Genomic DNA, 22,509 nt, shown 5'->3' on the forward strand with positions numbered 1-22,509 from the left:
CGCGTGCCCGCGGTCGCCCCGACGGCTCCTCTACGGTGGGCGGGCTCAGTGCCCCCCGGCCCGCGCCACCGTCACCGGCTCGGGTGCGGTGGCCACGCGCAGCGCCTCGGCCGCGGCGGTCACCGTCACTGGTTCCCGCTGGAGCCCGGCTGCGGCCAGGTGGCGGTGGGCCGCCTGGAGGGCGACTCCCACATCCCGGGTACCGGTCAGGACGCACAGCGTGTACGCCAGGTCCCGGGCCCGGGGCCCGCCGCCGGACACCTCCCGGCCTTCGTCGGCGGCGAGGAGTCCCTCGTACTCCTCGACGAGCTTGCGCAGGGTCGCGGGATGCGGCCTGAGCGGAATCAGCATCGGTCTCTCACTCCTTCGTGGCGGGCGTCGCTCGGAGATGGACGGGCTCACGCGGTGGGCGTGCCGGAGCCCCGGCCGCCGTGCCGCCGGCCGAGCGCCTCGTCGCGCACGCGTGCGCAGCTGCGGCTGATGAGCCTGGAGACGTGCATCTGGGAGATGCCCAGCTTGTCGGCGATCCGGCTCTGGGTCATGTCCTCGAAGAAACGCATGTAGAGGATGGCGCGCTCCCGTTCGGGCAGGCGGCGCAGCCCTTCCTTGGCGGACTCGCGGTCCACGACGACGTCGAACGAGGCGTCGGCCGCCCCGAGGGTGTCCGCGAGGCTGTACCCGTCGTCGCCGGCCGACAGTTCGGCGTCCAGGGAGAGGGTGCTGAAGCTTTCCAGCGCCTCCAGACCCGCGGTGACCTCGTCCTCCGTCAGCCCGGTGTGCGCGGCGATGTCGGCGACCGAGGGCTCGGGGCTGCCCGGGTTCTGGGTGAGTTCGCGGCGGGCCACGCGCACCCTGTTGCGCAGTTCCTGGACCCGGCGGGGCACCCGCAGCGCCCACATCCGGTCCCGGAAGTGCCGCTTGACCTCTCCGGTGATGGTCGGCACCGCATAACTCTCGAAGGCACCGCGCTCGGGGTCGAACCGGTCGATCGCCTTGACCAGTCCGAGGGCGGCCACCTGGCGCAGGTCCTCGACGGACTCCCCTCGGTCGCGGAAGCGGCCGGCGATCCGGTGGGCCATGGGCAGCCACGCGGTCACCAGCTCGTCGCGCAGCGCGTCGCGCTCCGGGCCCTCGTCGAGCTCCGCGAGCCGGGCGAACAGGGCCGCGGTGTCGGGGGCGTCGTCGTGGGACCGCTTGGGTGAGGCCGTGGGGGCCGGGTCGGCGGCGGAGGAAGGGGCGGCAGAGGAACGCACGGGCGTGCCGGGACGGCTGGTCGAAAAATCGGTGAGCATGCGCAATCGCTCCTGAACAGGTGATTTCAGGGAATGGCCGCAGGAGAGTCGCCCGGACCGTTGCACAGGGCCCTGAGCAGGGACAACACTCCCGCTGGGCGCGCCTCCGGTCCGAAGCACGAAACTCCGTCTGCCCTCACCCCGGTGGACCAAACTCCGCTTTCGGTCCGGCCGGGTAATAATTTCCGGATCCGGATGCGGACTGAATTCAGGTCAGCGGAACAAGGGCGGTGATCCGTTTGCCGCCGCAGGGCAGACAGGCGACATGGACGTCGTGCGCCAGTCGGCACACGATCGGCCAGCCGCGCCCGCCGACCCGGGAACGGCCCTGGGCGTCGACGGGCGCCAGGACGATGGGGAGGTCGTCGCTGCGGTCGCTCACCGAGACGCGCACCTCGCCTCCGACGACATCGACGGAGAAGTCGGTGATCCCGCCGCCGTGCAGCATCGCGTTGGTGGTCAGTTCCGAGACGACGAGCAGGGCGTCGTCGAGGGCGTCGGTATCGCAGTGGAGGTGCTGGGCCTCGCATCGCTCGGCCACCGCACACCGCACCCTGCTGCGGGCGTCCGCCGGCCGGCCCGGCACGGTGCGGCGCACGTCCGACGGTCCGACGGCGGATTCGGCCCTGTGCGTCTCGTGCATCCTTTCGCTCCCTGACTGGTGAGGACAGAAATCCGGTGCCTGCGCTGACCCGAGGGGATTGCCCGGGTCTCTCCCTTTTCGGCTCACCTGTCAGGGCGCGGCCAAACACGTCCGGGCCTCATCATGGCCGGGTTTCGGGGGTACGCGGATGCCATGACGGATGTCGTGGACTCGGACGAACTGATGCGGCGGATGCAGCGCGCCAAGGCCTGCGCGCGGGAGGAGGAGCGGACGTGGCGGCAGCGCGGTGACGCCCTTCGGGAGGACGATCCGGCGGCCGCACGGGACGCCGCCGTACGGGCGACGGCGTACGAGGTGGTGCTGCGGGTGCTGGACGAGATCCTCACCCCGGGCGCACGCCGGACCGGGGGCTGAGCATCCGGTTCTCCCCCGTGGCTGATTGACGGTCACCGGCCCGGGCAGACGGGACGCATGTCCGTCGACCACACCGAAGCACCTGTTCTGGAAGCTCTCGCCGGCTACCACCGCGAGGGGAGGCTGTCGTTCACCCCGCCGGGGCACAAGCAGGCCCGCGGGGCCGATCCCGCGGTGCGGGAAGTACTGGGGGACGCCGTTTTCCTGGGGGACGTACTGGCCTCCGGCGGGCTGGACGACCGGTTGCAGCGGGGGCGGGTGCTGGAGCGGGCCGAGAAGTTGATGGCGGACGCGGTGCACGCGGAGCACACGTTCTTCACCACGTGCGGGAGTTCGCTGTCGGTCAAGGCGGCGATGCTCGCGGTGGCGGGGCCGCACGAGCGGCTGCTGATCGGGCGTGACGCACACAAGTCCGTGGTGTCGGGCCTGGTCCTGGCCGGTATCGAGCCGGTCTGGGTGGAACCGCGGTGGGATCGCGAGCGGCACATCGCGCATCCGCCGTCGGCCGCGGAGTTCGAGGAGGCGTTCGCCGCGCACCCGGACGCCAAGGGCGCCCTGATCACCAGTCCGACCCCGTACGGGGCCTGCGCCGACCTGCGGGCGGTGGCGGAGGTCTGTCACCGGCGTTCACGCCCGTTGATCGTGGACGAGGCGTGGGGCGCGCACCTGCCCTTCCACCCGGATCTGCCGTCCTGGGCGATGGACGCGGGCGCCGACGTCTGCGTGACCAGCATCCACAAGATGGGCAGCGGCCTGGAGCAGGGTTCGGTGTTCCATCTGCGCGGCGACCTGGTCCCGCCGGAACTGCTGAAGACGCGCGCGGATCTGCTGGGCACCACGAGTCCCTCGGTGCTGATCTTCGCGGGCCTGGACGGCTGGCGGCGGCAGATGGCCCTGCGCGGGCGGGAACTGATGGACGGCGCGCTGGCCCTGGCGGAGCGGGTCAGGGCCGCCGTCGAGGAGCTCGACGGGCTGCACGTCGACGGCCGCGACGACTACTGCGGGCCGGGCCTGGCCGACGACTTCGACCCGCTGCCGTGCGTCATCGACGTGACCGGTCTCGGGATCACGGGCTACCACGCGGCGGACTGGCTGCGCGAGCACCGGGCCGTGGACGCGCACCTGACCGACCACCGGCGCATCGGCGCCCAGCTCACGCATGCCGACGACGCCGCCACGGCCGATGAGCTGCTGGCCGCGCTGAAGGACCTGGTGCGTGCCGCGCCGGAGTTGCGTCCGGCTCCCGCGGTGGAGGTGCCGCCGCCGTCCGAACTCCGCCTGGAACAGGCCGCGCTGCCGCGGGACGCGTTCTTCGGGCCCACCGAGGACGTGCCGGTGACGGAGGCGGCCGGGAGGGTCGCCGCCGAGATGATCACCCCGTATCCCCCGGGGATCCCGGCCGTCCTGCCGGGCGAGCGCCTGACGGAGCCGGTGCTGCGGTATCTGCGCACGGGCCGGGCGGCGGGCATGAATCTGCCCGATCCCACCGACCCCGCACTCGGCACCGTCCGGGTGACCGCGGAGTGAAACAGGTCACGTGTCCCGCTTTCGGTTACGCGAAAGCACCCCAGGCAGTTTATCGTTCATCCATACGTGGACGGGGAGTCGACCGTGACCGTCCTCTCCGAACCACCGCATACGGCCCTGGCTGGCTTCCCCCGTCCAGCCAGGGCTTCTTTCTGCCCGGCGCACCTTTGTTCACGGGATCTTCCCTCCCCCGAGGTGCTCTGGGCGGCCGCAGCGGCTGAAATGGGCGTAGGGAACCACACCGCATTCCGTCGCCGGCGAGGAGCCCCCGCCATGACCAAAGCGATCAAACTGCTGACCGCCCTCCCCCAGAAGCAGCGCGAGCGTCTGATGGAGCTGGCGAAGGAGGTCTCCTTCCCCGAGGACACCCACATCTTCGAGGCCGGCGGCACCGCCGACCGCTTCTGGGTGATCCGCTCGGGCGCCGTCAACCTCGACCAGCAGGTGACGTCCACCCAGCGGGTCACCGTCGCCACCCTCGGCGCGGGCGACATGCTCGGCTGGTCATGGCTGTTCCCGCCGTACCAGTGGGACTTCGGCGCGGTGGCCTTCAGCCAGGTACGCGCCTACGAGTTCGACGGAGCGGCGGTGCTGGGGCTGTGCGTGGAGGACCCGCTGCTCGGGCTCTCCCTGGTGCGCACCGTCGCCGAGATCCTCGCCCACCGGCTGGAGACGACCCGCGGCAAGCTCATGGAGCAGTACTCGACCCGCCGGCGCGGCGGGCTGTAGCCCTGCCCCGCTCTCAGACTCGGTAGCGGCGCAGTGCCGGTACCGCCGCGGCCAGGATGAGCATCACGGCGACCACCAGCAGGCCGCCGCCCGCCACAGCCGCGCGGGGGCCGAAGACGGAGCCCATCGTGCCGTGCAGGACGTCGGCCAGACGCGGGCCGCCCGCGACGACCACCGTGAACACTCCCTGCATGCGGCCGCGCATCTCGTCCGTCGCCGCGGACAGCAGGATCGCCCCGCGGAAGACCATGGAGACCATGTCGGCGACCCCGGCCGCCGCCAGGAACGCCGCGGCCACCCACAGATTGCGGCTCAGCCCGAACCCGGCGACGGCCACGCCCCAGCCGACGACCGCGCCGATGACCATCCAGCCGTGCCGGCGCGCCCGGGAGAACGTGCCGGAGAACAGGCCGCCGGCCACCGCGCCGATGGGGATCGCCGCGAACAGCAGACCCAGCGCGAGCCCCTCACCGTAGGAGGCGTACGTCTGCGCGGCGAGTTGCGGGAACAGGGCGCGTGGCATGCCGAGGACCATCGCGACGATGTCGGCGAGGAAGGACAGCAGCAGCACCTTGTGCCCGGCGATGTAACGGAATCCGGCCGCGATCTCCCGCCAGCCGGCACGGCGCGCGGCCGAGCCGGACAGCGGCGGCAGGGAGGGCAGCCGGTAGACCGCCCACACGGTGACGCACAGCGCCAGCGCGTCGATGAGGTACAGCTCGGGCAGCCCGATGACGGGAATGAGGACACCCGCGAGCAGCGGCCCCACCACCTGGCCGGTCTGCATGACGGTCGAGCCGAGGGCGTTCGCGGCGGGCAGTTCCCCGGCGGGGACCAGCCGTGCGACGGAGGCGCTGCGGGCCGGTGCGTTCAGGCCCCAGAACGCCTGTTGCAGGGCGAGCAGGACCACCAGCACCGCCACCGACTCCAGTTTGGTGACGGCCTGGACCCAGAACAGCAGCGAGGTGACGGCTATGCCACTGTTGGTGACCAGGAGCAGCTTGCGGCGGTCCACGGTGTCGGCGACCGCGCCGCCCCACAGCGCGAACACGATCAGGGGCAGCAGACCGGCGAGGCTCGCGGCGCCGACCCAGGCCGAGGACCGGGTGATGTCGTAGATCTGCTTGGGCACGGCGACGGCGGTGAGCTGGCTGCCGACGGCCGTGACGATGGTCGACGACCACAGACGGCGGTAGGCCGGGATCCGCAGCGGACGGGTGTCCATCGCCCAGCGGCGCCAGCCGCGCCGGAGCGGGGGCGGCGCGGCGGCGGTGGTGTCGGTCCGGGGCTCGGTGCTGCTGCTCTCGCTCGTGTCCACGGGTTTCCTGGTCGCTCGTCAGATTTCAGATCTTTGCTTGTTACACCTTTCGATGCGGCTTCACTATCCCAGGACTGGCTGCGGACGCCGAACGGTTTGTTCCGGGCTCCGGTGTCTCAGGCTCCGGCGACGAGCAGGGCGCCGAGCGCGATCATGGTCGCGGCGACCAGGCCGTCCAGCACCCGCCAGGCGGCGGGCCTGGCGAGGAACCGGCCGAGCAGCCGGGCCCCGAAGCCCAGTGCGGCGAACCAGCACAGGCTGGCGCAGGCCGCACCCAGCCCGAACGTCCAGCGCAGCGGGCCCCGGTCGGCGGCGAGGGATCCGAGCAGGAAGACGGTGTCGAGGTAGACGTGCGGGTTGAGCCAGGTCATCGCCAGACAGGTGAGCACCGCTCGCCTGCGGGAGCCCACCGCCTCGCCCTCCGTCCGCAGACCGGCGCCCGGCCGGAAGACCCGGCGGGCGGCGAGGGCGCCGTAACAGAGCAGGAAGGCCCCTCCGATCACCCCCACCGCCTTCAGCGCCCCCGGCCATGCCACCACGGCCGCGCCGACCCCGCCGACGCCGAACGCGATGAGCACCGCGTCGGACAGGGCGCAGATCCCGACGACCGCGAGGACCGCGTCCCGGCGGATTCCCTGGCGCAGGACGAAGGCGTTCTGGGCGCCGATGGCGACGATGAGCGAGAGGCCGGTGCCGAATCCGGCTGCCGCGGCGGTCAGGGCGTTGGACATGGGCTCGACGCTAGGCGGGCGATCAGTGGACGTACAGCTAAAGATTTTTACGTAGCATTAGCACAGCTAATGAAAGCGAGGCCGCAACCGGTGATCTCCGAACTCCCCCTCGACCAGGTACGCACCCTGCTCGCCGTGCTGGACGAGGGCACGTTCGACGCGGCGGCCGCCGCCCTGCACGTGACGCCGTCGGCGGTCAGCCAGCGGGTCAAGGCGCTGGAGCAGCGCACGGGCCGGGTCCTGCTGCTGCGCACCAAGCCGGTGCGGCCCACCGAGTCCGGCGCGGTGCTCGTGCGGTTCGCCCGGCAACTGGCCCGGCTGGAGCGGGACGCTCGCGGTGAGCTGGGGCTGAGCGGCGCCGGGGAGCCGACACGGGTCTCGGTGGCGGTCAACGCGGATTCGCTGGCCACCTGGTTCCTCGGGGCCCTCACCCGCCTGCCGCGGGAGCCGCGGATCTGTCTGGAGCTGCGCCGCGAGGACGAGGACCACACGGCGGCGCTGCTGCGCGAGGGCCTGGTGATGGCCGCGGTCACCTCCTCGCCCGACCCGGTACCGGGCTGTTCGGTGCGCGCGCTCGGGCGCATGCGCTATCTGGCGGTGGCCGAGCCGGAGTTCGCCGAGCGGTATCTGCGCGGGCCGCTGCCGGAGGTGCTCGCCGAGGCGCCGGTGGTGGTCTTCGACCGGCGCGACGACTTCCAGGACGGCTTCGTGCGGAGCCTGCACGGCGGGCGCGATGCCGCGAGCGCGCTGCGGCACTACGTGCCGACCTCGGAGGGTTTCGCCGAGGCCGTCGCCGCGGGGCTCGGCTGGGGGATGGTGCCCCAGCCGCAGGCGGATCCGCTGCTGCGGGCCGGGCGGCTCGTGGAGCTGGCGCCGGGGCGGCCGGTGGACGTGCCGCTGTACTGGCAGCAGTGGAAACTGGACTCGCCCGCGCTGGCGGCGGTGGCGCGGGCGGTGGGGCAGGTCGCGGAGGGGGCTCTGGAGGCCTCGCGGTGACGTTCCGGGTGCCGCCGGGAGCAGCGACCGCGGTGCTTTCAAGCGCTTTCGGTCTCCCCCGCCCTGCGGACGGCCTCCATGACGGGTCCCGCGACGCTCGCCTGGGCCAGGTACTTGGTCGCGGTGTGCGTCCACAGGCCGTCGGAATCGATCCGGTCGGTCACCGGGAGACAGCCGTGGGCGTTCGGGAGCACGTCGTCCTCGAGACGGGGGCGTGGGACGACGATGTCGTCGCGGTCCCAGAAGTTCAGCCAGCGTTCCACGCAGCCGGGCACGGCCGGGGGCTGGGGCAGCAGTCGGGGGCGCACGGCGGCACGCATCCCGATCGGTGAGCCCAGGGTGACGAACAGCGGCACCGGTCCCCGGTGGTGGTGCAGGGCCTCCATGGCGACGACGCTGCCCAGGGAGTGGGCCACGACGACGGCGGGACGGGCCGCGTCCAGCCGGTCCAGGACGCGCCCGCGGATTCGCCGGTCCAGGGGGAGCCCGGAGGCGTCGTGCTCGGCCCTGGCGAGGTAGCGGATGACCTGGGCGAGGTGGCCCGCCATGAGCCGGCCGCCGGCCCACTGTCCCGCCCGGCGCAGCCCGGGCAGGGCCAGCAGCGTCGTACAGACGTTCACGATCCGGCGGAGCAGTTCGCCCGCGCTCCGGGTCCGGCCCGGCGGGCGCAGTTCGGCGCGCGCGTGTTCAAGGATGCGGCGCTCGCGCGGATCCGGCCCGAGTTCGAGCCGTACCTCGATCAACTCGTCGAGCAGGTTGCGCAGTTCCTCCGCGCCGGACGGGTCGACGCCCGCGACACCCTGGGGTTGGCGGGCGGCGAAGAGATCGCCGTAGTAGGCGAAGGCCGGTTCGGCGCGGCCGTTCAGGGGCGGTGGCGAAGCCTCCCCGCGGTGGCCCGCCTTCCGGGCGCCCACCGCCAGTGCCGCGAGCCATGCCGCGCACTCCGCCTGGGGATCGCGTGCGCCGCCGCTCCCGTGCACGAACACCAAGGCCGGTCTCACGCCCGTGTCCCTCCCCCTCGGACCTCCGCCCCGCCCTACTCGCTCAGGCTCAACTGGTCGGCTTGGAAAAGGAGTTGGCGCAACCGTGCGACCTGAGGAGGGTCGAGGGTAGCAAGAGCGGCCGCAGACGTGGACCCGTGCGGGCGACGGCGTCCGGAACCATGTGGCTCTGTTGTTTCACCCGGCATCCACCGGTCACCCGAAGAGAGCGAGATTTTCGGCAAGGTACGGACGACACGGACGACTTCGATCGCAGGTGAACTTCGATGGACAACTGGCGCGACCACGCCGCGTGCCGTCATGAGGACCCCGACCTCTTCTTCCCGGTCGGCACCACCGGACCGGCCCTGCTCCAGGAGCGGCAGGCCAAGGCGGTCTGCGGACGCTGCCCCGTCCGGGACCAGTGCCTGGACTGGGCGATGGACACGGGGCAGACCCTCGGGGTCTGGGGCGGTACGACGGAAGGCGAACGCCGTGCACTCAAGCGGCGCGCGAGCTCCCGCCGACGCTCGGGGTGACCTGAGCCGCCCCCTCCGGGGGTGTGCGGCGGAAATCCAGGTCCGGCCCCGGCCGGAGGCCTGCGAAAGCCGGCCTCCGGCCGGGGTCCGGTGCGAGCCGATGGCCGGCCGGGGGTGGCCCGGGTCGGACCTTACGGGCTCGTCAGCCGCCGGTGCGGCGCAGCGGGCCCCACTCCCTCTCCTGGCGGGCCACCAGGGTCTCGGCCTGCTCGATCACTTCGGGGGAGATCCAGCACAGGGGCTCGACGTGGGTCACGAGTGGCTCGTTGTCGGGTCCGCGACCGGTCTCCCGGCCCGTGAGGACCCAGGGCCGGACGCCGGGTCCCTTCTCCCGTGGCAGGTGCGCGTAGTCGTACAGACGGCGCGCCACCCACAGCTCCACGGAGCGGTTCTCCCACCAGTCCTCGATGTCGAGCGGGTTGGCGGACAGCCCCGGCATCTCCACCCCGGTGAGCTCGTCGATGCTGGTGGTGGCGGCGAGGTCGACCTCGGGGCCGCGGGACCAGCGCACGTAGAGCGCCCGGTGCCGCTCGACCAGGCCGGTCAGCTCGGTGATCCGGTGCACGACCGGCAGGTCGTCCCCTGTACTCATGGCGTGGCCTCCCTCATCGGCTGCGTCGGTCCCGTCAGGCTCCGGGGTACCCGCGCTGCGCGGATGAAAGCGGAGGTGGCGGGTCCGCCGCGCTGCCCCGCCTCACTGATCGTCCGGCGGCGATGCGCCGGGCAGCCGCAGCGTGAAGACGGCGCCCGCCCCGGGCTCGCTCGCCGCCTCCGCGGTACCGCCGTGCGCGTCGACCAGGTGGCGGACGATGGCCAGGCCCAGCCCGCTGCCGCCGGTGCGCCGGCTGCGGGACTTCTCCGCCCGCCAGAACCGGTCGAAGACGTGCGGCAGGTCGTCCGGCGCGATGCCGGTGCCGGTGTCGGTCACGGTGAAGACGACCCGGTCACCGGCGCGCCGGGCGGCCAGGGTGACGGTGCCGTCGGTGGGCGTGTGCCGCAGGGCGTTGGAGACGAGGTTGCCGAGCGCCTGCCGCATCCGCACCGGGTCGGCGTCCAGCCACGGCTTTCCGTCGGCCTCGGCCCAGGGCTCGGTGCGCAGGGTGACCCCGGCGGCGTCGGCGGCGACCCGGTGGGCGGCGGCGACCTGGTCGAGCAGGTCGTCGGCACGGACCGGCTCGCGGTGCAGGCGCAGGGTGCCGGCGTCGGCGGCGGCCAGGTCCTGGAGGTCGTCGATGATCCGCTGGAGCACCACGGCCTCCTCGTGCAGCGAGGAGAGCAGTGCCGGATCGGGGGCGACGACGCCGTCCCGGGTGACCTCCAGCCAGCCGCGGATGTTCGTCAGCGGGCTGCGCAGTTCGTGCGCGATGTCGCTGACCATGGCCTTGCGCTGGGCCTCCAGGCGCTCACGGCGCTCGGTCAGGTCGTTGAAGGCCTCCGCGAGGATGCCGGTCTCGTCCCGGGTGGTCACCGGGACCCGCACATGCAGTTCGGGCGGCTGCTGGGCGGCCGCGGTCAGCGCGCGCAGGGGCCGCACCAGCCGGACGGCGACCACGGCGGTCACGGCGACGGTGACGGCGAGGACCAGCCCGGCCGCGCCGACGATCTTGGCCTTGTTGGCCGGCGACATGTCGAATCGGGGGGCCGGCCGGTCGCCGATGCCGAGGAACAGTTCGGCGACGGGAGCCACGTAGGGGTCGAGTTGCGCGCGGAACGCGCTGTCGGCGCAGGGCTGCGCCTCGCGTACGGCCTTGGAGGAGCCCAGCTTGGCGAGCCCCGCCAGGACGTACCGGTTCGGCTTGGTGGGGTCGGCCACGAGGAACGACGGTGTGCCGAACTCCAGGCCGTGCCGCTTCAGACAGGCGTCGGTACCGACGCTCAGTGCGGTGATGGCCTTCTTCTCGGTGGGAGTGGCGCTGTTGAGCTCGTAGTAGCCGCAATCCTCCGACAGGTACTCGGAGCGCGGGGCCCCGTCCGAGTCACTGAGGACCGGGCGGCCGCTGGGCGCCCGCCGGACCGTCGCCTCGACGCCCTGCCGGGTGTAGCACTGCCGTACCTTCTCCGCGATGGCGTCCAGCCGCGCGCGTTCGTTCGCCGTGAGCCGGTACGGGCCGACGGCACGCGGGTCGACGCCGCTGAGCTGCGCGCCGGGCTCGGTGTAGGTGTCGGTGTGCAGGGGGTCGACCGTGGCGGCGGCGCCGAGGGGCAGGGCGGTGCCGTGCGGCGCGGAGTCGGCGATCGGAACGCGGTCGGCGGTGGTCAGGGCGATGCGCCGGCCCGTCTTCGTGGCCAGGGCGCGGACGGTGCCCTGGACCCCCTGCCAGCTCGGGTGCGTGGCGGCGTATCCGCTGAGCCGGGCCAGGATCTTCATGTCGGCGGCGAGGTCCTGCCCCTGCTCCTCGCGCAGGGCGCTGGTGGTGGTGGTCACCGCGAGCCAGGCCGTGGCCGCCACGGAGCACACGGCGATCAGGGCGGAGACGGACAGCAGCCGGACCAGCAGCCGTTTGCGCAGGGGGATGCGCCGCTTCCGGGGCGGCCGTCGCCTCACGGGCGGCCGCCGCTGAGTTTGTAGCCGACGCCGAAAACGGTCAGCAGCCGTACCGGGTGGCGCGGGTCGGGCTCGATCTTCTTGCGCAGGTTCATGATGTGGACGTCGACGGCCCGCTCGGTGGAGGCCCGGTCCAGGCCGCGGGTGAATTGCAGCAACTGCCGCCTTGTGAAGACCCGTTCCGGCTCACCGGCCATGGCCAGCAGGATCTGGAACTCGGCCGGGGTGCAGTCCACCGGCAGCCCGTCGCAGCGCACCTCGTGCCGCCTCGGGTCGACGGTGATCCCTCCGGCGCGTACGACGGGGTCCTCCGGTGCGTCGACGGCGCGCCCGCTGCGCCGCAGGACCGTACGGATACGGGCCATCAGCTCGCGCGGGCTGTACGGCTTGGTCATGTAGTCGTCGGCGCCCAGCTCCAGGCCGAGCAGGAGGTCGTCCTCCTCGGAGCGGGCCGTCAGCATCAGCACGGGGGTGTCCTGGTCACCCGAGCGCAGCACCCGGCACACCCCGAAGCCGTCGACCACCGGCAGCATCAGGTCCAGGACCACCAGGTCGGGTCTCAGTCTGCGGGCGGCGTCCAGCGCGGCGGCCCCGTCGTGGACCACGGTCGCGGTGTGGCCCTCCGCGAGCAGGGAGCGGCGTATGAGTTCGGCCTGCATCTCGTCGTCCTCGGCGACCAGCACATGTGCGCACATGCGGCGGATCCTAAGCCGCTCAGCGGGCGAGCCAGTCGGCGTACCCCATGGCGACGACGGGATGCCGGTCCGGGTCCAGGGTGTGCAGCAGGTCCTTCATATGGGCCTTGGCGACGCTGACGCAGCCGTGCGTGGGGCCGCCGTGGTCGACATGGATCCAGATGCCGCCGCCGCGGCCCGCGCCGAGGGGGCGGGTCCAGTCGAGGGGCGAGGTGCCGGGCTCGCGGTTGTAGTTGATGGCGATGACGTAGTCGAAGGAGCCCTGGAGCGGCTCGCCCTCGAAGCCGGTGCCGGGTGAACTGAACCCGCCGGAGCGGGTGTACGGCAGCCGGCTGCCGGGGTCGGGGAGCAGGCCGCCGGCGTCGGTGAGGGTGTAGACGCCGAGGGGCGAGCGCAGATCTCCGGCCATGTGGTGGTCGCTCCAGCCCCGCAGGGCGTTGTGCGCGGGCCAGCTGGGGCCGGCCTCCCAGCCGAGGTCGGTGCGTTCGTACAGCACCACTGTGGATTGCGGTGAGTTCTTGCCGCGCCCGGTCACGACGATCGCCTGCCGTGACCGGCCGGGTATCGCCGCCGTCAGTTTCGGCCCGAGGCCGGGTATGCGCTGCGGGGCGGCCTGCGCGGTGACCTCCGGGGTGGGCGTGGCCGTCCGCGGCGGCGAGCCGGCGGTCGTCCGGCGGGGATTCGCCGCGGCACCGCCGCCGCAGCCGCTGAGTACGAAGGGGGTCGCGAGCAGCGCGACGGCGGTCCTGCGATTGATCATGAGTCGAACCTTGGCCGACAGTTGTGAGGAACTGGTCAGCTTCTAGGATCGTCCGGGCTTACCGGGTTGGTAGAGCCAGGTGTTGAACAACGTGTGGAGGTCCTTGCCGGACTCCCGCTCGGCCAGCTTGACGAACCGGCCGGTGGTGCCGTGCCCGTCGCGGTTCTCCGCCGTCCAGGCGCGCAGGACGCGGAAGAACGTGGAGTCGCCCACGGCCCGCCGCAGTTCGTGCAGGGTCATGGCACCGCGGTCGTAGACGGGGGTGTCGAAGATGTGGACGCCGCTGCCGGGGTTGCCGGGCGGGAACGCCCACAGGCTGTTGCTCGCCGGGCGGGCGTACAGCGCGTCGAAGGTCTTCTGTGCGCTGTCGCCGCCGTGTTGCTCGCTGTAGAGCCACTCGGTGTAGGTGGCGAAGCCCTCGTTGAGCCAGATGTCCTTCCAGCTGGTGAGCGAGACGGAGTCGCCGAACCACTGGTGGGCGTTCTCGTGGACGAGGGTGCTCAAGGAGGGTGCCCGGTCGTAGACGGGCCGGGACTGGGTCTCCAGGGCGTAGCCGACGCTGTGCGCGTGGTCGACGATCGAGCCGGCGGCGCGGAAGGGGTAGGGCCCGAAGACCTTGCTCTCCCACTCCAGGACGGACGGCAGCTTCTTCAGGACGGGCGCCGCGGCGCTCGCCTCGCGCGAGTCGACGGCGTTGTACACCTGGATGCCGTCCCGGGTGGTGTACCGCTCGACCTTGAACTTGCCGACGGTGGCGGTGGCCAGATAGGCGGCCATCGGCTCGGCCTGGCGCCAGCGGAAGGTGGTCTCGCCGTGGGCGGTGGACTGCCCGAGGAGGACGCCGTTGGAGACGGCGGTGCGGCCCTTGGGAACGGTGATGGTGATGTCGTAGGAGGACTTGTCCTGCGGGTGGTTGTTCGCCGGGAACCAGGTCATCGCGCCCTGTGGCTCGCCCGCGACGAACGCGCCGTCGTCGGTGCGGATCCAGCCGTCCGCGGAGCCGTCCGGGTCGGTGACCGACTTGGGGGTGCCCTGGTAGGTGACGGTGACCTTGAAGTCCTGGCCGTCGCGCAGGGCGTGGCGCGGGGTGACGACGAGTTCCTGGCCGTTCCTGCTGAACCCGGCGGTGCTGCCGTCGACCGTGAGGCCGGTGACGTCCAGGCCCTTGAAGTCGAGGTCGAAGCGGGCCAGCCGCTGGGTGGCACGGGCGGTGAGGACCGCCTTGCCCCGCAGCTTTCGGGTGCCGGTCTCGTAATGGAGCGTCAGGCCGTAGTGCCGGACGTGGTAACCGCCGTTGCCCGCGAGCGGGAAGTACGGGTCGCCCACGCCGGACGAACCGTTGGTCCCGGCCGCGGCGGGCCCGGCTGCCGCGACCAGCGCCGCGAGGGCGACGGGTACGGTGGTGAGCACCGCCCGGCGGCTCAGGACAGCCCTGCGTCTTGCGGCGGTCTGCTGTCGGGGTGACGTCACATGCGCTCCTTGTGGGGTGGCTGTGATCAATTGATGACACATTAGGCGCGTCCCCGGTCCTGTTTCACCCTCCTTCAGGTCAAGTCACGTCGCGTCGCCGCCGGGGCGGTGGTTGTCGCCGCAGTACGCTCGCGGCACCGACCGCGACCGGAGAGGGGCCCCACCGTGAGCGTGCGCGTGCGCCGGATCTACGAAACGCCCGAGCCCGACGACGGCCTGCGCGTCCTGGTCGACCGGCTGTGGCCGCGCGGCGTGTCCAAGGACGCGGCGCAGGTGGACGAGTGGCCCAAGGGCCTCACACCGTCGGACGAGCTGCGCCGCTGGTACCACGGCGGCGAGGGCTCCTACGAGGAGTTCCGGAGGCGGTACGAGGCGGAGCTCGGCGCCCCTGAGGCCGCCGAACTCCTCGACGGTCTGAGGGAGTCGACACGTAAGGGTCCGGTCACCCTCGTCACCGCCTCCAAGAACCTGGAGCAGGGTCACGTCGCGGTGCTGGCACGCCTGCTGGGTGACTGAGGCGCCCCGTGCCGTCCTCTTGGCCGACGGTGTCTCAGCCCGTCTGCCGTGCCGCCGCCTGCCCCGCGGCCCGGCCCGAGAACAGGCAGCCGCCGAGGAAGGTGCCTTCCAGCGCGTTGTAGCCGTGGACGCCGCCGCCGCCGAAGCCGGCCACCTCGCCCGCCGCGTACAGCCCGCCGATCGGCTGCCCGTCGGCACCCAGGGCGCGGGAGTCCAGGTCGGTCTGGATGCCGCCGAGGGTCTTGCGGGTCAGGACGTGCAGCTTGACGCCGATCAGCGGTCCGGCCGCCGGGTCGAGGATGCGGTGCGGGGCAGCGACCCGGCCGAGGCGGTCACCGATGTAGCGGCGGGCGTTGCGGATGCCCTGGACCTGGGAGTCCTTGCTGTAGGGGTTGGCGATCTGGAGGTCGCGGGCCTCGATCTGACGCCGTACCTCGGCCGCGTCCAGCAGCGGCTTGTCCGTCAGCCCGTTCATCTTCTCCACGAGCTTCTCGAGGGTGTCGGCGGTCACGAAGTCGGCGCCGTGGCGCACGAAGTCCTGTACCGGGCGGGGGGCGCCCTTGCCGAGGAGGCGGTCGCGCAGGACGGCCTTACGGTCCTTGGCGGTGATGTCGGGGTTCTGCTCGGAGCCCGACAGCGCGAACTCCTTCTCGATGATCTTGCGGGTGAGGATGAACCAGGAGTGGTCGTGGCCCGCGATGTCCTCGGTGGTGCGCAGGTGTTCGAGCGTGCTGAGCGTGTCGTAACCGGGCAGGCAGGGGTCCGGCAGGCGGCGGCCGAGGGCGTCCAGCCACATGGAGGACGGGCCGGGCAGGATCCGGATGCCGTGGCCGGGCCAGATCGGGTTCCAGTTCTGCACGCCCTCGGTGTAGTGCCACATGCGGTCCCGGTTGACCAGTCGTACGCCGGCCTCGGCGCTGATGTCGAGCATGCGCCCGTCGACGTACGCGGGGACGCCGGTGACCATCTCGGCGGGGGGTGTGCCGAGGCGTTCGGGCCAGTAGCGGCGGACGATGTCGTGGTTGCCGCCGATGCCGCCGCTGGTGACGATCACGGCCTGGGCGGTCAGCTCGAAGTCGCCGACCCGGTCGCGGTTGGAGGCCACTCCGCGCGGCGAGCCGTCGTCGGCCAGGACCGTGCCGCGCACCCCGCGTGCCGTGCCGTCCTCGATGACCAGCTCGTCCACCCGGTGCCGGTGGTGGAAGGTCAGCAGCCCGTCGCGGGCGGCCTGCTCGGCGTACCGCGCGAACGGCTCGACGACGCCGGTGCCGGTGCCCCAGGCGATGTGGAAGCGGGGTACGGAGTTGCCGTGCCCGTCGGCGCGCAGGTCGCCGCGCTCCGCCCAGCCGACCGTGGGCAGCAGGGTGATGCCGTGCCCCTCGAGCCAGGTCCGCTTCTCCCCCGCCGCCCACTCGACGTAGGCGCGGGCCCAGCGCACCGCCCAGGAGTCCTCGTCGTCGTGCCGGTCGAACCGCGCGCTGCCCTGCCAGTCGTTCCAGGCGAGGTCGAAGGAGTCCTTGATGCCGAGGCGGCGCTGCTCCGGGGAGTCGACGAGGAAGAGCCCGCCGAAGGACCAGAACGCCTGGCCGCCGAGGTTGGCGGCGTTCTCCTGGTCGAGCAGGGCGACCCGCCGGCCCCGGCTGGTGAGTTCGTGCGCCGCGACCAGACCCGCGAGGCCCGCTCCGACGACGATGACGTCCGCGTCCATGACGACCGTTTTCCTTCCCTATACGACTCGTTCGGGGGCGCTGCCATCGGTCAGCAGCGCGGTCAGCAGTTGCTTGAGCCAGGCTCGGGCGGACTCCACGTCCCGGTCCAGCAGCAGTTGCGTGGTGACCCCGTCGTACGCGGCGACCACGGCGTGGGCCGCTCCGTCGACGTCGCCGAGTACGGCGGGCAGTTCGGTGTGGCCCTTCGCCCGCGAGAGCCGGTCGGCTATGGCACGTCTGAGGCGGGCCCGGTGATCGAGGAGCACTCGGGCGACCTCCGGGTCACGGGCGGCGTGCACCAGGAAGTCGGTCTTCACGAGCAGCCAGTCCACGTCCAGCAGCAGCACTTCGGTGACCCGGTCCGCGGAAGCGGGCACATCGAGGTCGGGGCCGTCGCCGGCGAGCGCGTCGGCCACCTGCTCCGCGATGAGGTCGGCCCGCTCCCGGTACAGGGCGAAGAACAGCTCTTCGAGGGTGGCGAAGTTCGAGTAGAAGGCTCCCCGGCTGAAACCGGCCGCCTCGCAGACCTCCTCGATGGAGACCCGGCCGAAGCCCTTGGCCGCGAAGACGCTGAACGCGGCGTCGAGCAACCTGGCCCGGGTGTGCACCCGGCGCCTGGTGACGCGCTTGGCCGCCGTCTCCTCCACTGCCATGCCGACCTCCGTTCGATACGCGAATGTATCCGATACATCTGTGTATCGAAAGGCCCGCGGGACCCTTCGGCCGGACCCGCTCAGATCATGGGAACGTATTTTCGATTCAGGAGTACGCTTGGCCCATGGCCACGCACCACCTCCAGGGCTCCCTCTTCGACCAGACCGACGAGCTGGGGCTCGGCCCCCTGGGCGGCCTGCGCCGCACCGAGCTGGGCTCCGGCGCCTGGATCGACGTGCTGCCCGGCTGGCTGAGCGGCGCCGACGCGCTGTTCGAACAACTGGCGGCCGAGGTGCCGTGGCGCGCCGAGCGCCGCAAGATGTACGACAACGTGGTGGCCGTACCCCGCCTGCTCGCCTTCTACGGCGCCGACGACCCGCTGCCGCACCCCGTGCTCGCGGAGGCCCGCGAGACGCTCTCCCGGCACTACGCCGACGAGCTGGGCGAACCCTTCACCACCGCCGGACTGTGCTTCTACCGCGACGGCCGGGACAGCGTGGCCTGGCACGGCGACCGGATCGGGCGGGGCGCCCGTGAGGACACCATGGTCGCCATCCTGTCCGTGGGCGCGCCCCGGGACCTGCTGCTGCGCCCGGCACACGGGGGCGGCGCGAGCGTGCGGCGACCGCTGGGCCACGGCGACCTGATCGTCATGGGCGGTTCCTGCCAGCGGACCTGGGAGCACTGCATCCCCAAGACCACCCGGGCCACGGGACCACGCATCAGCGTCCAGTTCCGCCCGCACGGCGTCCAGTGAGCCGGACGGAACGCCGCGAGCGGCGCCGCGGGAAGGGCCGGTCCAGCGCCCGCTCGTGAAGTGGGACAGCACCGCCACCACCGCCTCCGGCCCACTGGTCGCGGTCCGCATGTACGAAACAAAACCGCCCATCGACAAGGAGCACGCCGGCTACCGGCCGCAGCAGTGGGCCCGCCACCCGAAGTGGGCCACCTGTGGCGAATCCGCCGGCGAGCGGTGATTCCGCTTCGACTCCGTAGGCCGATCGGCCGAGCCGCACCCGCGGATCCCGCCGGTCGTACGGACCGTCGTCACCACATCAGCCCCCACCGTGAGGGCACCGCCTGGGCCGTGGGGTCAGTCGCCAGGGCCGTCAGCGGCACACGTCCGCAGTCGCAGGCGACCTCATCACCAGCCGGCCGCCGACCGCGCCGGCGGCGGCCGGACGCGCCGCGCCGCGCCCGACGGTAGCGGTGAAGATGTGCTCCTTCGGTTGCCTCGGGTCGGCGTCTGCCGACCGTACCGCGTCGTCGCACCGTCAGATCCGATCGTCGCCGGACGATCGATTGCCGCCGTGGCGCTGGAAGAATCGGCGTGCGCGGCTGGAGCGCAGGCACGCACCGGTGGTGATCACGATGGCTGCGGTGCCATAGGCCCACGCCTGGAGGGGAAATCCGGGCAGGAGGCGGCCGGCGAGGTAGAGAGCGGTGCCGGCGAGGGTGACGGTCAGCCACTCCCAGCGGCCGTCCATGGCCACAAGAGCGATCACGAGCAGGGAATACCAGGGATAGCTCGGGGAGAACAGGAGCAGAGCGGTGCCGGTGAGCAGCAGGGCTCCGCGCCAGGGGCGGGCCGGGTCCCCGCGCCACCACACGTACAGCCCGATCAGCGCGAGCAGCACGCCCGCGGTCACTCCTGCGGCGGCGTCCGGCAGCAAGAGCCGCAGGAGGGCGAAGCGGCGTACGTGGCCGGGTTCGTAGCCCTCCTCGTGGAGATAGCCGGGCAGGTAGCCCAGGACGCCCGCGCCGGAGGCGACGACATAAGGCAGGTAGGTGAGGGCGACGGCGGCGACGGCGGCCGCGACGACGCGCAGGACGCCGGCCGGGCTGCGGCGCCCCGACAGGGCGCCGGGCAGAGCGAGCACGGGTATGAGTTTGACTGCGATCGCGGCGCCGAGCAGCGCGCCGCGGCGGGTCCCCGCGGTGGCCGTGCCGAGCGCGAGAACGACGAGGAGAACACCGAGGGTGTCGATGTGGGCGTTGTCGACCGCTTCCAGGGCCACGGCCGGGCACCAACCCCACAGAGCGGCTCGGGCCGGGGCCCGTTGCGGGTCACCGCGGCGGCGCAGGACTCGGAGCAGGGCAAAGGTCGTGCCGAGGGCCAGGACGGCGCCGCCGACCTGGAGCGGCTTGTGGCGGCTGTTCGGAGGGGACAGCGTGTGAACGGCGAGGAACCAGCCCTCGGCGACAGGCGGGTAGATGGTGGGGACGGTAGGCCGGTTCATGCGGACGCAGAGGCCACTGGCGGTGTGGGTCAGCCCCCACCCCTTGCAGGCTTCTTGTGTGGGGAACAGCCAGTGGTCGCGCAGCTTTGTCAGTTGGGGTGCGGCGGGCGGATAGGCGTAGGGGGAGATTCCAGCGGCCTGGACGCGGCCGTCCCAGGCGTAGCGGTACATGTCGTCGCTGGTGCGCGGCTGAGCGGTGATCCCGGCCAGGGCGACCGCGGCCGAACCGATGAGGACGAGGACGGCCGCGGGGCGGGCCGGGATCTTGCGCACGCTCCACACGGCGGCGGCGAACAGGGTCCAGGCGACGGCGTATCCGGTCAGCAGGCGGCCGGGGGCGCTGTGGTTGTCGCCTGCGTGGAGGGAGTTGACGACGGCGGCGGTGAGGGCGACGAGCAGGACCGCGGTCACGGCGATCCGGATCCGGGTTCCGCGTGGGGTCGCCCCTGCGGTAGGACGCGGGAACGGGGACGTGGCGGAGCGCCCGAGGGCCTGCCGGTTCTGGGCGGCGGTGTCGGTCATGGGCGGTCCGGCCCTCCGTGGGGCACGGGGTGTGCGGCGACACGGTCCGCGTTCGGACGATGGAGCTCCAGGAAGGAGCGGCCGTCGGTCGTCCACCGGCCGGTCAGGATCCACCCGGTGGCGTCGGCGGCGTGCAGCAGGGCGGTGGCGCCGACGCGGGCCCAGGGGAAGGAGCGTCCATGGCGGCCGTGGGCGTCCTCGACGCGGACGGTGAGGCGTTCGTCCACGTCCTGCGGGGCGGCTTCCGCCAGCAGGCGCCCGCCGGGGCGGAGCAGCTCACGCAGGCGGGCGAGCAGAGCCTCAGGGTCGCCGCCGATGCCGACGTTGCCGTCCATCAACAAGGCCGTGCCCCAGCGGCCCTCTCTGGGCAGCCGGTCGAAGACGGAGCGCCGCAGGGCGGTTCCGCCTTGGCGGCGGGTTCGGGCGACGGCGGCTGGGCTGACGTCCACTCCGAGCGCCGGTACGCCTCGGGCGGCCAGGGCGGCCACCAGGCGCCCCGGTCCGCAGCCGACGTCCAGGACCGGTCCGGTGCAGCGGTGCAGTACGCCTGTGTCGGAGGTGTCGGGCGCCGCGCAGAAGCGCTCGACGTCCAGGGGCAGCAGTTCGGCCGCCCCCTCGGTGTGCGGTGCCATGCGGCGCAGGTACAGCGGGCCGTGGCCGACGCGCAGGGCACGGCTGTAGGGGTCGTCCGTCCAGGGCTCCCCCGGCTCGACCGACGTCGGCCGATCAGGTTGATGCGGGGGCGACGGGAGTTGGGAAGGCAGCGTGACGTGCAGGAGGCTCTCCTCTGACGTGCTTCGCTCCATCAGTTCGGTCCGTCCGGCGACGGCAGCGGGCGCCCCGTGCGCAGTGCGCCTCATCGGACGGTCTCCGCGAGCGAGGCCAGGGTGGCGGCGAAGCGGGATCCGGGCGTGCAGCAGGCGGCCACCGAGGCGGCGTCGGCCGCGGTGTCCACGTCGCGCAGGGGCGACAGGTCACCGACCGTGAGTCCCGCCTCGGCGAGCCTGCGCCGCTGGATGGCCCCGGTGCGGTCGGTGGACATCGGGACGCCCCGTACCAGGGCCCCGGCGCGGGTGGGATCGGCGAAGCCCAGCGCCCAGAATCCGCCGTCGGTGGCGGGGCCGAACCAGGCGTCGTGCCCGTCGCGGCCGACAGGGGCGAGCAGGTCGGGGGTGAGCTGCGGAGTGTCCATGCCGACCAGCAGCGAGGGACTGTCGTCGCAGAGGGCGAAGGCGGCGGCGATCCGTTCGTCGAGTCCGCCGGACGCCTGGGGCGCGACCTCGAAGCCGGGCGGCAGCCAGGGACCAGGAGTCCCGTGGAGGACGAGGATCCGGCGCCGCGCGGGCACTTGGAGCATCGTGTGGAGTGTGTCGGCCAGCGCGGCCTCGGCCAGGGCCGCCGCTTCCCGCGGTGTGTAGGGCGGGGTGAGACGGGTCTTGACCCGGCCGGGCACCGGTTCCTTCGCGATGACCAGCAGGGTGGCCGATCCCGCGGCCGCGACGCGAGCGTTCATCGGGCGCCTCCCGCGATGCCGGCGCCGACGGCCGGAGCGACGGCCGGCCGCTCGGCGAGGACTGCCCGCATGTCGTGTACGGCCTGCCAGGTGCCGCGCCAGGTGCCGGTGACCTTCGAGCGGCCGGTACGAGGTCGGTAGGGCACGTCGGTCTCCGTCACCCGCCAGCCGGCGTCGGCTGCGCGGACCACCATCTGGAGCGGATAGCCGGAGCGACGGTCGGTCAGGCCCAGGGCGAGCAGCGCCTCCCGGCGGGCGGCCCGCATCGGGCCCAGGTCGTGCAGGCGCACGCCGGTACGGCGGCGGACGAGACGGGCCAGCTCCGTGTTGGCCAGCCGTGCGTGTATGGGCCAGGCACCGCGGGCGGTGGGCCGGCGACGGCCCAGGACCAGATCCGCGGTGCCGTCGAGGACCGGATCGGCGACTGCGGGGAGCAGTCCGGGGTCGAGGGAGGCGTCGCAGTCGCAGAAGCAGACGACGTCGGCGGTGGCGGCGGTGAGGCCCGCATGGCAGGCGGCGCCGAAGCCGCGCTTCGGTTCGTGGACGACGTACGCACCCAGGTTGCGGGCGATGTCCGGGGAGCCGTCTGTGGAGCCGTTGTCGACGACGATCGCGCGCCAGCCGGACGGGATCCGTTCCAGCACCCACGGCAGTGCCTGGGCTTCGTCGAGGCAGGGCAGCACGACGTCCACGGAAGAGGGGGATGTCTCGATCACCTCACTCACCCTACGGACGCAAAAGCGACATAAGGGACG

The 22,509-nt window shown here is 72.6% G+C and carries 25 protein-coding genes; 8 read left to right on the forward strand and 17 right to left on the reverse strand.

From position 1 onward, the window contains the following. Nucleotides 1–45: 45 nt before the first annotated feature. The 3 genes from ACWGJM_RS26140 to ACWGJM_RS26150 form a co-directional block, all read right to left on the reverse strand. Complete coding sequence (locus tag ACWGJM_RS26140) at nucleotides 46–351, reverse strand: DUF5133 domain-containing protein (protein ID WP_453414140.1); 306 nt, start codon at nucleotides 349–351, stop codon at nucleotides 46–48. Nucleotides 352–398: 47 nt separating this feature from the next. Continuing rightward, complete coding sequence (locus ACWGJM_RS26145; protein WP_453414141.1) at nucleotides 399–1,292, reverse strand: SigB/SigF/SigG family RNA polymerase sigma factor; 894 nt, start codon at nucleotides 1,290–1,292, stop codon at nucleotides 399–401. Nucleotides 1,293–1,500: 208 nt separating this feature from the next. After that, nucleotides 1,501–1,935: an ATP-binding protein gene (locus tag ACWGJM_RS26150; protein WP_453414142.1), complete on the reverse strand. Its 435-nt coding sequence runs from the start codon at nucleotides 1,933–1,935 to the stop codon at nucleotides 1,501–1,503. 153 nt (nucleotides 1,936–2,088) lie between these two features. Here ACWGJM_RS26150 and ACWGJM_RS26155 point away from each other — a divergent pair, with 153 nt between their 5' ends. From ACWGJM_RS26155 to ACWGJM_RS26165, 3 genes are all read left to right on the forward strand, one after another. Continuing rightward, the gene (locus ACWGJM_RS26155; RefSeq protein ID WP_453414143.1) at nucleotides 2,089–2,310 is read left to right on the forward strand and encodes a hypothetical protein; all 222 of its coding nucleotides are present in this window, start codon (nucleotides 2,089–2,091) and stop codon (nucleotides 2,308–2,310) included. 57 nt (nucleotides 2,311–2,367) lie between these two features. Next, a complete protein-coding gene (locus ACWGJM_RS26160) occupies nucleotides 2,368–3,837 on the forward strand; it encodes an aminotransferase class I/II-fold pyridoxal phosphate-dependent enzyme (protein WP_453414144.1) in 1,470 nt (489 codons plus the stop codon). A gap of 273 nt (nucleotides 3,838–4,110) precedes the next feature. Then, nucleotides 4,111–4,566, forward strand: a complete 456-nt coding sequence (locus ACWGJM_RS26165; RefSeq protein ID WP_453414145.1) for a cyclic nucleotide-binding domain-containing protein — start codon at nucleotides 4,111–4,113, stop codon at nucleotides 4,564–4,566. Nucleotides 4,567–4,579: 13 nt separating this feature from the next. Here the strand turns inward: ACWGJM_RS26165 and ACWGJM_RS26170 are convergent, their stop codons facing one another. Further along, nucleotides 4,580–5,884, reverse strand: a complete 1,305-nt coding sequence (locus ACWGJM_RS26170; protein ID WP_453414146.1) for an MFS transporter — start codon at nucleotides 5,882–5,884, stop codon at nucleotides 4,580–4,582. A gap of 116 nt (nucleotides 5,885–6,000) precedes the next feature. Beyond that, nucleotides 6,001–6,615: a LysE/ArgO family amino acid transporter gene (locus ACWGJM_RS26175; protein ID WP_453414147.1), complete on the reverse strand. Its 615-nt coding sequence runs from the start codon at nucleotides 6,613–6,615 to the stop codon at nucleotides 6,001–6,003. Between the two features lie 90 nt (nucleotides 6,616–6,705). Here ACWGJM_RS26175 and ACWGJM_RS26180 point away from each other — a divergent pair, with 90 nt between their 5' ends. After that, nucleotides 6,706–7,611 (forward strand): LysR family transcriptional regulator ArgP, encoded by a 906-nt coding sequence (locus ACWGJM_RS26180; RefSeq protein ID WP_453414148.1) that lies wholly within the window; start codon nucleotides 6,706–6,708, stop codon nucleotides 7,609–7,611. A gap of 38 nt (nucleotides 7,612–7,649) precedes the next feature. Here ACWGJM_RS26180 and ACWGJM_RS26185 read toward each other — a convergent pair whose 3' ends face one another. Next, complete coding sequence (locus ACWGJM_RS26185; protein ID WP_453414149.1) at nucleotides 7,650–8,612, reverse strand: alpha/beta hydrolase; 963 nt, start codon at nucleotides 8,610–8,612, stop codon at nucleotides 7,650–7,652. 266 nt (nucleotides 8,613–8,878) lie between these two features. On the opposite strand from ACWGJM_RS26185, the gene ACWGJM_RS26190 reads away from it, so the two are divergent. Further along, a complete protein-coding gene (locus tag ACWGJM_RS26190; protein WP_453414150.1) occupies nucleotides 8,879–9,130 on the forward strand; it encodes a WhiB family transcriptional regulator in 252 nt (83 codons plus the stop codon). A gap of 142 nt (nucleotides 9,131–9,272) precedes the next feature. On the opposite strand, the gene ACWGJM_RS26195 is transcribed toward ACWGJM_RS26190, so the two are convergent. The 5 genes from ACWGJM_RS26195 to ACWGJM_RS26215 form a co-directional block, all read right to left on the reverse strand. Then, nucleotides 9,273–9,722: a DUF6098 family protein gene (locus tag ACWGJM_RS26195; protein ID WP_453414151.1), complete on the reverse strand. Its 450-nt coding sequence runs from the start codon at nucleotides 9,720–9,722 to the stop codon at nucleotides 9,273–9,275. Between the two features lie 102 nt (nucleotides 9,723–9,824). Further along, nucleotides 9,825–11,675, reverse strand: coding sequence for a sensor histidine kinase (locus ACWGJM_RS26200; protein ID WP_453414152.1), 1,851 nt, complete (start codon nucleotides 11,673–11,675; stop codon nucleotides 9,825–9,827). Continuing rightward, nucleotides 11,672–12,370, reverse strand: a complete 699-nt coding sequence (locus ACWGJM_RS26205) for a response regulator transcription factor (RefSeq protein WP_453414153.1) — start codon at nucleotides 12,368–12,370, stop codon at nucleotides 11,672–11,674. The genes ACWGJM_RS26200 and ACWGJM_RS26205 overlap by 4 nt, the downstream gene beginning before the upstream one ends. A 19-nt stretch (nucleotides 12,371–12,389) precedes the next feature. Next, nucleotides 12,390–13,130 carry a L,D-transpeptidase family protein gene (locus tag ACWGJM_RS26210; protein WP_453414154.1) on the reverse strand — a complete coding sequence of 247 codons (741 nt, stop codon included), beginning with the start codon at nucleotides 13,128–13,130 and terminating at the stop codon, nucleotides 12,390–12,392. Nucleotides 13,131–13,172: 42 nt separating this feature from the next. Next, entirely contained in the window at nucleotides 13,173–14,642 is a 1,470-nt protein-coding gene (locus ACWGJM_RS26215; RefSeq protein ID WP_453414155.1) for a M1 family metallopeptidase, read from the reverse strand. A 123-nt stretch (nucleotides 14,643–14,765) separates the two neighbouring features. On the opposite strand from ACWGJM_RS26215, the gene ACWGJM_RS26220 reads away from it, so the two are divergent. Further along, nucleotides 14,766–15,116 carry a DUF488 domain-containing protein gene (locus ACWGJM_RS26220; protein ID WP_453414156.1) on the forward strand — a complete coding sequence of 117 codons (351 nt, stop codon included), beginning with the start codon at nucleotides 14,766–14,768 and terminating at the stop codon, nucleotides 15,114–15,116. Between the two features lie 34 nt (nucleotides 15,117–15,150). On the opposite strand, the gene ACWGJM_RS26225 is transcribed toward ACWGJM_RS26220, so the two are convergent. Continuing rightward, nucleotides 15,151–16,824 (reverse strand): FAD-binding dehydrogenase, encoded by a 1,674-nt coding sequence (locus ACWGJM_RS26225; RefSeq protein WP_453414157.1) that lies wholly within the window; start codon nucleotides 16,822–16,824, stop codon nucleotides 15,151–15,153. Between the two features lie 18 nt (nucleotides 16,825–16,842). Beyond that, nucleotides 16,843–17,478, reverse strand: coding sequence for a TetR/AcrR family transcriptional regulator (locus ACWGJM_RS26230; protein WP_453414158.1), 636 nt, complete (start codon nucleotides 17,476–17,478; stop codon nucleotides 16,843–16,845). A gap of 125 nt (nucleotides 17,479–17,603) precedes the next feature. Between ACWGJM_RS26230 and ACWGJM_RS26235 the strand changes: the two genes are divergently transcribed. Together ACWGJM_RS26235 and ACWGJM_RS26240 are read left to right on the forward strand one after the other, a co-directional pair. Then, a complete protein-coding gene (locus ACWGJM_RS26235; protein ID WP_453414159.1) occupies nucleotides 17,604–18,236 on the forward strand; it encodes an alpha-ketoglutarate-dependent dioxygenase AlkB in 633 nt (210 codons plus the stop codon). A gap of 55 nt (nucleotides 18,237–18,291) precedes the next feature. Beyond that, nucleotides 18,292–18,456, forward strand: coding sequence for a hypothetical protein (locus ACWGJM_RS26240; protein ID WP_453414160.1), 165 nt, complete (start codon nucleotides 18,292–18,294; stop codon nucleotides 18,454–18,456). Between the two features lie 297 nt (nucleotides 18,457–18,753). On the opposite strand, the gene ACWGJM_RS26245 is transcribed toward ACWGJM_RS26240, so the two are convergent. From ACWGJM_RS26245 to ACWGJM_RS26260, 4 genes are read right to left on the reverse strand one after another with little or no spacing between them, the layout of a single operon-like run. Next, entirely contained in the window at nucleotides 18,754–20,241 is a 1,488-nt protein-coding gene (locus ACWGJM_RS26245) for a glycosyltransferase 87 family protein (RefSeq protein ID WP_453414161.1), read from the reverse strand. Continuing rightward, on the reverse strand, nucleotides 20,238–21,101 hold the full coding sequence (locus ACWGJM_RS26250) for a class I SAM-dependent methyltransferase (protein ID WP_453414162.1): 864 nt from the start codon (nucleotides 21,099–21,101) through the stop codon (nucleotides 20,238–20,240). The genes ACWGJM_RS26245 and ACWGJM_RS26250 overlap by 4 nt, the downstream gene beginning before the upstream one ends. Further along, nucleotides 21,098–21,754 (reverse strand): TIGR04282 family arsenosugar biosynthesis glycosyltransferase, encoded by a 657-nt coding sequence (locus ACWGJM_RS26255; protein WP_453414163.1) that lies wholly within the window; start codon nucleotides 21,752–21,754, stop codon nucleotides 21,098–21,100. Before ACWGJM_RS26255 ends, ACWGJM_RS26250 begins: the two co-directional genes overlap by 4 nt. Next, nucleotides 21,751–22,467, reverse strand: coding sequence for a glycosyltransferase family 2 protein (locus ACWGJM_RS26260; RefSeq protein ID WP_453414271.1), 717 nt, complete (start codon nucleotides 22,465–22,467; stop codon nucleotides 21,751–21,753). The genes ACWGJM_RS26255 and ACWGJM_RS26260 overlap by 4 nt, the downstream gene beginning before the upstream one ends. Nucleotides 22,468–22,509: the final 42 nt, after the last annotated feature.

The organism is Streptomyces sp. NPDC054834 (genome assembly GCF_053611185.1).

What these genes read in the sequence shown, in the direction of transcription:
- ACWGJM_RS26165 (WP_453414145.1), top strand. Translation starts at nt 4,111, where the DNA reads ATGACCAAAGCGATCAAACTGCTGACCGCCCTCCCCCAGAAGCAGCGC.
- ACWGJM_RS26155 (WP_453414143.1), top strand. Translation starts at nt 2,089, where the DNA reads ATGACGGATGTCGTGGACTCGGACGAACTGATGCGGCGGATGCAGCGC.
- ACWGJM_RS26210 (WP_453414154.1), bottom strand. Translation starts at nt 13,130, where the DNA reads ATGATCAATCGCAGGACCGCCGTCGCGCTGCTCGCGACCCCCTTCGTA.
- ACWGJM_RS26255 (WP_453414163.1), bottom strand. Translation starts at nt 21,754, where the DNA reads ATGAACGCTCGCGTCGCGGCCGCGGGATCGGCCACCCTGCTGGTCATC.
- ACWGJM_RS26225 (WP_453414157.1), bottom strand. Translation starts at nt 16,824, where the DNA reads ATGGACGCGGACGTCATCGTCGTCGGAGCGGGCCTCGCGGGTCTGGTC.
- ACWGJM_RS26235 (WP_453414159.1), top strand. Translation starts at nt 17,604, where the DNA reads ATGGCCACGCACCACCTCCAGGGCTCCCTCTTCGACCAGACCGACGAG.
- ACWGJM_RS26195 (WP_453414151.1), bottom strand. Translation starts at nt 9,722, where the DNA reads ATGAGTACAGGGGACGACCTGCCGGTCGTGCACCGGATCACCGAGCTG.
- ACWGJM_RS26250 (WP_453414162.1), bottom strand. Translation starts at nt 21,101, where the DNA reads ATGAGGCGCACTGCGCACGGGGCGCCCGCTGCCGTCGCCGGACGGACC.
- ACWGJM_RS26145 (WP_453414141.1), bottom strand. Translation starts at nt 1,292, where the DNA reads ATGCTCACCGATTTTTCGACCAGCCGTCCCGGCACGCCCGTGCGTTCC.
- ACWGJM_RS26245 (WP_453414161.1), bottom strand. Translation starts at nt 20,241, where the DNA reads ATGACCGACACCGCCGCCCAGAACCGGCAGGCCCTCGGGCGCTCCGCC.
- ACWGJM_RS26190 (WP_453414150.1), top strand. Translation starts at nt 8,879, where the DNA reads ATGGACAACTGGCGCGACCACGCCGCGTGCCGTCATGAGGACCCCGAC.
- ACWGJM_RS26175 (WP_453414147.1), bottom strand. Translation starts at nt 6,615, where the DNA reads ATGTCCAACGCCCTGACCGCCGCGGCAGCCGGATTCGGCACCGGCCTC.
- ACWGJM_RS26140 (WP_453414140.1), bottom strand. Translation starts at nt 351, where the DNA reads ATGCTGATTCCGCTCAGGCCGCATCCCGCGACCCTGCGCAAGCTCGTC.
- ACWGJM_RS26215 (WP_453414155.1), bottom strand. Translation starts at nt 14,642, where the DNA reads ATGTGTCATCAATTGATCACAGCCACCCCACAAGGAGCGCATGTGACG.
- ACWGJM_RS26150 (WP_453414142.1), bottom strand. Translation starts at nt 1,935, where the DNA reads ATGCACGAGACGCACAGGGCCGAATCCGCCGTCGGACCGTCGGACGTG.
- ACWGJM_RS26205 (WP_453414153.1), bottom strand. Translation starts at nt 12,370, where the DNA reads ATGTGCGCACATGTGCTGGTCGCCGAGGACGACGAGATGCAGGCCGAA.
- ACWGJM_RS26160 (WP_453414144.1), top strand. Translation starts at nt 2,368, where the DNA reads ATGTCCGTCGACCACACCGAAGCACCTGTTCTGGAAGCTCTCGCCGGC.
- ACWGJM_RS26230 (WP_453414158.1), bottom strand. Translation starts at nt 17,478, where the DNA reads ATGGCAGTGGAGGAGACGGCGGCCAAGCGCGTCACCAGGCGCCGGGTG.